Here is a 6,492-nt window from a genome sequence, read left to right on the forward strand (position 1 = left end):
GGAGCGGGTGAAGGGAATCGAACCCTCGTCTTAAGCTTGGGAAGCTTCTGCTCTACCATTGAGCTACACCCGCGTCTGTCTCTCTTCTGCGCAAGCTTTGCGGTCCTGTCAAGCTGTTCGACGGGTCTTGCCCGCAAGCCTGTTGATGACACGGCTGGGAAAAAACCGTTTGCATCGGCAGATCTTGCGCAATCGCCAGCAAGACCCCATTTTGCCGCCGGCTGCCGCAGCAGCACGGTTCAGGGCATAACAGGCGGAGAAATGCATGCGGGACAAGGTCAGGGCCATGGTCGGCTCCCGGCGGTGGGAATATGCCATTGTCACATTGATTGTTATCAACGCAATCACGCTCGGGCTTGAGACCAGCCCGGCGGCAATGTCTGCTGCCGGCGGGCTGTTGCTGGCGATGGACCGGGCGATTCTGGCCGTCTTCGTCGTCGAACTGACACTGCGGCTTTATGCGCATGGACTGCGCTTTTTCCGCGACCCCTGGAGCATCTTTGATTTTCTTATCGTCGGCATGGCCCTGATGCCCGCCAGCGGATCGCTTTCGGTTCTGCGCTCCTTGCGGATCCTGCGCGTACTGCGTCTGATTTCGGTTGTGCCGTCGTTGCGCCGGGTGATCGGCGGGCTGATTTCCGCCTTGCCGGGCATGGGCTCGATCGTCGTCCTGATGGCGCTTGTGTTTTATGTCTTTGCCGTCATGGCAACGAAGCTTTATGGCGAAGCTTTCCCGGAATGGTTCGGCAATCTCGGGCGTTCGATCTATTCGCTGTTCCAGATCATGACGCTGGAAAGCTGGTCCATGGGCATCGTGCGCCCGGTGATGGAGGTCTATCCGAACGCCTGGCTGTTCTTCGTGCCGTTCATTCTGTCGACGGCCTTCACGGTGTTGAACCTGTTCATCGGTATCATCGTCTCGGCCATGCAGGAGGAACATGAACACGAAGCCGACGCCAACCGGCAGGCCATTCATGACGATACCGGCATGATCCTGGAAGAAGTCCGCAAACTCCGGGTTGAAGTCGCGGAGCTACGGGAAGAGACCCGGCAAAAGGGATAGCGGGAGCCGCAAACAGGTTGGGCCGCAGCCTTGCGATCACAGGTCTGTTCGCAAAGTCTTACGAATATCAACCGGGATCTGCGCGTTGCGGCCTGACTGTTGCTTCGTGGGCAAACACCGGTGTGGATTTCACTGCTCAAGGGCAGTGATCATGTCCACACGGGTTGCATGCCGGCCGCCTTCGAAAGAGGCGTTCAGGAATGCATCCACAATATCCAGCGCCAGCCCCTCGCCAATGACCCGGGCTCCAAGGGACAGCATGTTGGCATTTTCGTGCTGGCGGAGCATGCGGGCAGAGTAGGTGTCTGCACACACGCCGCAGCGAATGCCCTTGACCTTGTTTGCAGCCATCATGATGCCCTGGCCAGTGCCGCACAGGACAATCCCGAACCGGCAGTCGCCGGAGGCAACACGCCGGGCGGCCGCTTCGCCATGCTTGGGATAGTGGGTGCTTTCGGGCGTTGCCGGCCCGATATCGACCACTTCACAACCGCGTGCGAATATATGGTCAGCAATGGCCTGCCGAAGCTGAATGGCAGCATGATCGCTGGAAAGAACGACGCGGCAATCCGTATACATTGGACCTCTCCTACCCGAGCCGGCGGTGAATTGCGAGTGTGCCACAGGGGTACAAAATACACGGGCGACGTCAATTTTGGCTGTTTTACCGATTTCCAAAAAGAACCCGGCCTAGAGTTTTGCAACCACGCTCCCAGGCCCCGTAACGGTAATAACGACGCCGTCGCCGGTGTAGTCGCGGTTGAGCACCTCCAGCCCAAGGGCTGAAATGCGGGTTTCCAATTCGGAGCTGTCGGAAAATGAGGCCGAAACGGTCTTGATCTTCCGGCGTTCGAAAGGCACCAGTTCGGCCTTTGCGATGGCGTCTTGCGCAGCGCCTGAATAGGCCCGCGCCAGACCGCCGCCGCCGAGCTTGGTGCCACCGAAATAGCGCACGATCAGAACGGCGGTCTCGACCAGCTCCGCGCCCTGCAAAACGCGCAAGGTGGGCATGCCGGACGTTCCCGCCGGTTCGCCGTCATCCTTGCCGCTTTCCTCGATCCGGCCGTCTTCCAGAAGATGCCGGTGCGCGGTGACGATGTGGTTGGCCTTCCTGTGCTCCTTGCGCAGGGCCTCCAGCGTGCATTGAAAATCGGCCAAGGGCACCAGATGCGCCAGAAAGCGGGACTTCCGGTCTTCCAGATATCCGGTGAAGGCGCGTGTGACGGTCTTGTGCAAGTGGCAGGCCCCGGGACCGGTTACCCGGCCATCCTGAAATGCTTGGAAAGCTTCAGTGCCTGCCCCTGATAGTTCGAGCCGATGCCTTCGCCATAAAGCTGGTCCGGGCGCTCGGCCATGCGTTCATAGACCAGACGTCCGACGGTTTGCCCGTGTTCGACGATGAACGGCACGTCATGGGAGCGGACTTCCAGCACGGCACGCGACCCGACGCCGCCGGCGCCCGCATGACCGAAGCCGGGATCGAAGAACCCGGCATAATGCACCCGGAACTCGCCGACCAGCGGGTCGAACGGCACCATTTCGGCGGCAAAGTCCGGCGGCACATGGACCGCTTCCTGACTGACCAGAATATAGAAGGCGTTCGGGTCGAGGATCAGCTCGGCGGACTTGCGCCGGTAGATCGGTTCCCAGAAATCGAGCGGTTCCTGCGCGCCGGGCAGATCCACGTCGACAAGGCCGGAATGCTGCTTGGCGCGGTAGCCGACCAGACTGCCCTCGCCGGTGCCTTTCAGATCGATCGACAATTGCACGCCACCACCGATGCGCTCGTTGCCGCCGCTGACCAGGGTATGGCTCCGGTGCACCTCTTCAAGCTCCGCATCCGGGATCAGCGCGGCGCCCCGGCGGAACCGGATCTGGCTCAGGCGCGAACCGGTGCGGACAAGGATCGGGAAGGTGAGGGGAGAAATCTCCGCGTAGAGCGGGCCGTCATACCCGGCAGGCACGGTGTCGAAGGCGAGGCCTTCATTGGTGATCACCCGGGTGAACACGTCAAGCCGGCCGGTGGAGCTCTTCGGGTTGGCGGTGGCGGAAATGTCGGCGGGCAGCCGCAGGCTTTCCTGAAGCGGAACGATGTAAACGCAGCCGGTTTCCAGAACCGCGCCGTCCGACAGGTCAAAGGCATGCAGCTTCAGCGCATCAAGACGGGCCTCGACCGACACGCCGGGGCCGGGCAGGAAACTGGCGCGCACCCGGTAGGCCTTGTTGCCGAGCCGCAAATCGAGGCTGGCGGGCTGGATCTGACCGTCGACCGGTGGCATCTCCGCCGCAATGGCGCCCGCGTCAAACATCTGCCTGATCGTATGGGCCGGCAAGATGCCCTGCGTGCTTTGTCCGGTCTGTCCGCTCATGGGTGCCCCAATTTCTTGTTTTTTCCTTTCGAACAGGCCTTAACGGATCGAAGCGCTGGCGCCAACCCGAAATTATTTAGCCAGATTGACCTTGCGGATCTTTTGCCGTATTTCCATCTCCATTCGTGGTGATTTGGGCCGGCCGGCTTGCAGCCACGTTAAACAAGTTGCTAAAAAGGCCGGGTTGCAAAAACCCCGGTCCTGGCCGGGGTTTTTGCATTTGGAGCATTGGAATGGCGCATAACGACAAGAACGGCTCACAAACCTGGCAACCGGCCACGCAGCTGGTGCATGGTGGCACGACCCGCTCGCCCTTTGGCGAAACCTCCGAGACCATCTATCTGACCCAGGGATTTGTCTATGCGGGCGCAGAAGCCGCGGAAGCCCGCTTTAACGGCGATGATCCCGGTTTCGTCTATTCCCGTTATGCCAATCCGACCGTTGCCATGTTCGAGGACCGGATCAAGGGTCTGGAAGGTGCTGAAGCCGCGCGGGCAACCGCCAGCGGCATGGCTGCCGTCAATCTGGCCCTGATGGCCTCGGTCAAGGCGGGTGATCATGTGGTGGCGGCCAAGGCGCTGTTCGGCTCCTGCCGCTATATTGTCGAGACCCTGCTGCCGCGTTTTGGCGTCGAGTCCACGCTGATCGACGGCACCGATCTCGACCAGTGGAAGGCTGCGGTCAAGCCGAACACCACGGCACTCTTTCTGGAAAGCCCGACCAATCCGACGCTGGAGATCATCGACATCGCCGCCGTTGCCGACATCGCCAAGTCGGCCGGTGCGCGTCTGATTGTCGACAATGTGTTTGCCACGCCGATGTTCCAGTCGCCGCTGAAGCTTGGCGCCGATGTGGTGGTCTATTCGGCGACCAAGCATATTGACGGGCAGGGCCGGTGTCTGGGCGGTGTCGTTCTGTCCGATGAAGACTGGATCACCGACGAAGTGATGCCACTGGTCAAGCATACCGGGCCGCATATGAGCCCGTTCAGCGCCTGGGTTCTGCTGAAGGGGCTCGAAACCTTGCCGCTCCGCGTGGCCCGTCAGGCCGAAAGTGCCGGCCAGATCGCCGATTTCCTCGCCAGCCGCAACAGCATCGCGCGGCTGATCTATCCGGGCCGGGACGATCATCCGCAGGCCGAAATCGCCAGGCGTCAGATGACCGGCGGCTCGACCATGCTGGCCTTCGAGATGGACGGCGGCAAGGAAGCGGCGTTCCGTTTCACCAATGCGCTGAACCTGATCAAGATCTCCAACAATCTGGGCGATGCCAAAAGCCTGATCACCCACCCGGCGACGACCACTCACCAGTCCATCGGCGAAGAGGCCCGGGCCGAACTCGGCATTTCCGATGGCATCCTGCGCCTGTCTGTCGGGCTGGAAGACCCGGCCGACCTCTTGTCCGACATCGAACAGGCCCTGAGCGCGGTATAGGGCTGGCTACGTCCAATCATGCTGTGAACGCCCTGAATGGTGAAGCCGGCCATTCAGGGCTTCCTTGCGGTTTTGCAATCCTTGAAACACAATCCCGTATCGCGAGGCCAACCTTGCTGTTGTCCTGGTGCGGTTTGCGGTTGAAACCACCATCCGCTGCGGGACGCGTGCAAACAGGTTCATACACAGGACTGCGGATTGAATGGCGGGCGGTCAATTCTTAAGTTGTGGTCATGTCGCAACCGGCCCAACGCCAGCAAGGAGCCCTCAATGTCCGACCAGAACCTCACCCGATTTCTTGGCGGGTCGCCGGGGCAAGTGATCTTGCGGCTGGTGTTCCTGTCCTTTGTGGTCGGCGTGCTGTTGTCGGCGCTTAATCTCAATCCCATGGACATCGTGAACATCACGATGAACTTCTTCGAGCGCATCTGGAACATGGGATTTGCGGCCCTCGACAACATCTGGCGCTACTTTGTCATGGGCGCGGTAATTGTTATACCGGTGTGGTTCGTCCTGCGCGTCCTGTCGCTTGGCAAGCGGACAGAAACCCGCCCGCCGCAGGATGGCCCGTCCTCGTCACACAGCGATCGCAGCACTATGCGCTAACGCTGCCCGATGCAGAGACAGGTGGCGGTCGGACAATTCATCGATATCCGTCGAATAGCCGCCGCCGAGCACACCGGCGAGCGGCAGCCCCTTCGAGCGGACCGCTGAAATGACATAACGATCGCGCAGGCTTAAACCCTCCCGGCTCAGCGCCAGCCGCCCGAGACGGTCGCCCCGGTAAGGGTCGACCCCGGCATTGTAGAACACGATGTCCCAGTGCTCCCGATGAAGCACCTCCGGAAGGACATCGCTGAGGACCTCCATGTAATCCGCGTCCTCCAGTCCGTCGGCAAGCCCGATATCGAGGGAGGACGGCACCTTTCGAACCGGATAATTCTTTGCCGCATGGATCGACAGGGTGAAGACATCCGGATCGTCTTCGAAAATGCCGGCAGTGCCGTCGCCCTGATGCACATCCAGATCGATCACCAGCGCCTTGCGGATGGCGCCATCGGCCTGCATCACCTTGATGGCAACCGCCACGTCGTTGAAGACGCAGAACCCGGCTCCATGCGCCCGCCGCGCATGATGACTGCCGCCCGCCGTATTGCATGCAATCCCGTGCTCCAGTGCCAGATATCCGGTCAGAACCGTTCCCCCGGTCGCACATCTTGCGCGCAGTGCAATGTCCTCGCGCATCGGGAAGCCGATTTCGCGGGCGATCCTGTCCGGCACGCGGGTGTTGAACACCTGATCGACATAGGCGGGGTCATGCGCCAGCGCGACCCATTCGAACGGGGCCGGGCGCGGCTTGACAAAGCTGCCGCCATTCAACAGGCCTTCGGCCTTAATCCGCTCGGCAACCGCGCGGAACTTGGCCATCGGAAACCGGTGGTTTGCCGGAAGATCGGCGCAATAGGCGGGATGGTGAACAAAGGGCACGGACATGCGCACCGTTATAGCGGCAAGTGCGCTTTCGAAAAGAGTGCAAGAGACGGCAATGCAGGCTCGCATGGAGATCTCTGCATTTTGCTGGCCTGTGCAGCGGACCGGTGGATTCAAGCGCGAAGTGCAACACAGT

General features: G+C 60.9%; 7 protein-coding genes, 1 tRNA gene and 1 riboswitch. Of the genes, 3 read left to right on the forward strand and 5 right to left on the reverse strand.

The features are described 5' to 3' along the window. Positions 1 to 2: 2 nt before the first annotated feature. Positions 3 to 73: transfer RNA gene (locus tag E1297_RS05350), tRNA-Gly, on the reverse strand. A gap of 192 nt (positions 74 to 265) precedes the next feature. Between E1297_RS05350 and E1297_RS05355 the strand changes: the two genes are divergently transcribed. Further along, positions 266 to 1,063 (forward strand): ion transporter, encoded by a 798-nt coding sequence (locus E1297_RS05355; RefSeq protein WP_155134902.1) that lies wholly within the window; start codon positions 266 to 268, stop codon positions 1,061 to 1,063. A 129-nt stretch (positions 1,064 to 1,192) separates the two neighbouring features. On the opposite strand, the gene rpiB is transcribed toward E1297_RS05355, so the two are convergent. From rpiB to E1297_RS05370, 3 genes are all read right to left on the reverse strand, one after another. Next, entirely contained in the window at positions 1,193 to 1,642 is a 450-nt protein-coding gene (rpiB, locus tag E1297_RS05360) for a ribose 5-phosphate isomerase B (protein WP_155134905.1), read from the reverse strand. 111 nt (positions 1,643 to 1,753) lie between these two features. Then, positions 1,754 to 2,299 carry a YigZ family protein gene (locus E1297_RS05365; protein WP_155134908.1) on the reverse strand — a complete coding sequence of 182 codons (546 nt, stop codon included), beginning with the start codon at positions 2,297 to 2,299 and terminating at the stop codon, positions 1,754 to 1,756. Positions 2,300 to 2,319: 20 nt separating this feature from the next. Then, positions 2,320 to 3,432, reverse strand: a complete 1,113-nt coding sequence (locus E1297_RS05370) for a 2'-deoxycytidine 5'-triphosphate deaminase (RefSeq protein ID WP_155134911.1) — start codon at positions 3,430 to 3,432, stop codon at positions 2,320 to 2,322. Positions 3,433 to 3,547: 115 nt separating this feature from the next. Then, positions 3,548 to 3,627: riboswitch (SAM riboswitch) on the forward strand. Between the two features lie 38 nt (positions 3,628 to 3,665). Between E1297_RS05370 and E1297_RS05375 the strand changes: the two genes are divergently transcribed. After that, a complete protein-coding gene (locus tag E1297_RS05375) occupies positions 3,666 to 4,865 on the forward strand; it encodes an O-succinylhomoserine sulfhydrylase (RefSeq protein WP_155134914.1) in 1,200 nt (399 codons plus the stop codon). Positions 4,866 to 5,135: 270 nt separating this feature from the next. Then, positions 5,136 to 5,471 carry a DUF6460 domain-containing protein gene (locus tag E1297_RS05380; protein WP_155134917.1) on the forward strand — a complete coding sequence of 112 codons (336 nt, stop codon included), beginning with the start codon at positions 5,136 to 5,138 and terminating at the stop codon, positions 5,469 to 5,471. Here the strand turns inward: E1297_RS05380 and E1297_RS05385 are convergent. After that, positions 5,442 to 6,425: a histone deacetylase gene (locus E1297_RS05385; RefSeq protein ID WP_368669465.1), complete on the reverse strand. Its 984-nt coding sequence runs from the start codon at positions 6,423 to 6,425 to the stop codon at positions 5,442 to 5,444. The genes E1297_RS05380 and E1297_RS05385 overlap by 30 nt on opposite strands. Positions 6,426 to 6,492: the final 67 nt, after the last annotated feature.

Source organism: Roseibium sp. RKSG952 (assembly GCF_009711355.1).

Coding starts and splice junctions, on each gene's coding strand:
- E1297_RS05355 (WP_155134902.1), top strand. CDS start 266: ATGCGGGACAAGGTCAGGGCCATGGTCGGCTCCCGGCGGTGGGAATAT.
- rpiB (WP_155134905.1), bottom strand. CDS start 1,642: ATGTATACGGATTGCCGCGTCGTTCTTTCCAGCGATCATGCTGCCATT.
- E1297_RS05385 (WP_368669465.1), bottom strand. CDS start 6,425: ATGCGAGCCTGCATTGCCGTCTCTTGCACTCTTTTCGAAAGCGCACTT.
- E1297_RS05375 (WP_155134914.1), top strand. CDS start 3,666: ATGGCGCATAACGACAAGAACGGCTCACAAACCTGGCAACCGGCCACG.
- E1297_RS05380 (WP_155134917.1), top strand. CDS start 5,136: ATGTCCGACCAGAACCTCACCCGATTTCTTGGCGGGTCGCCGGGGCAA.
- E1297_RS05370 (WP_155134911.1), bottom strand. CDS start 3,432: ATGAGCGGACAGACCGGACAAAGCACGCAGGGCATCTTGCCGGCCCAT.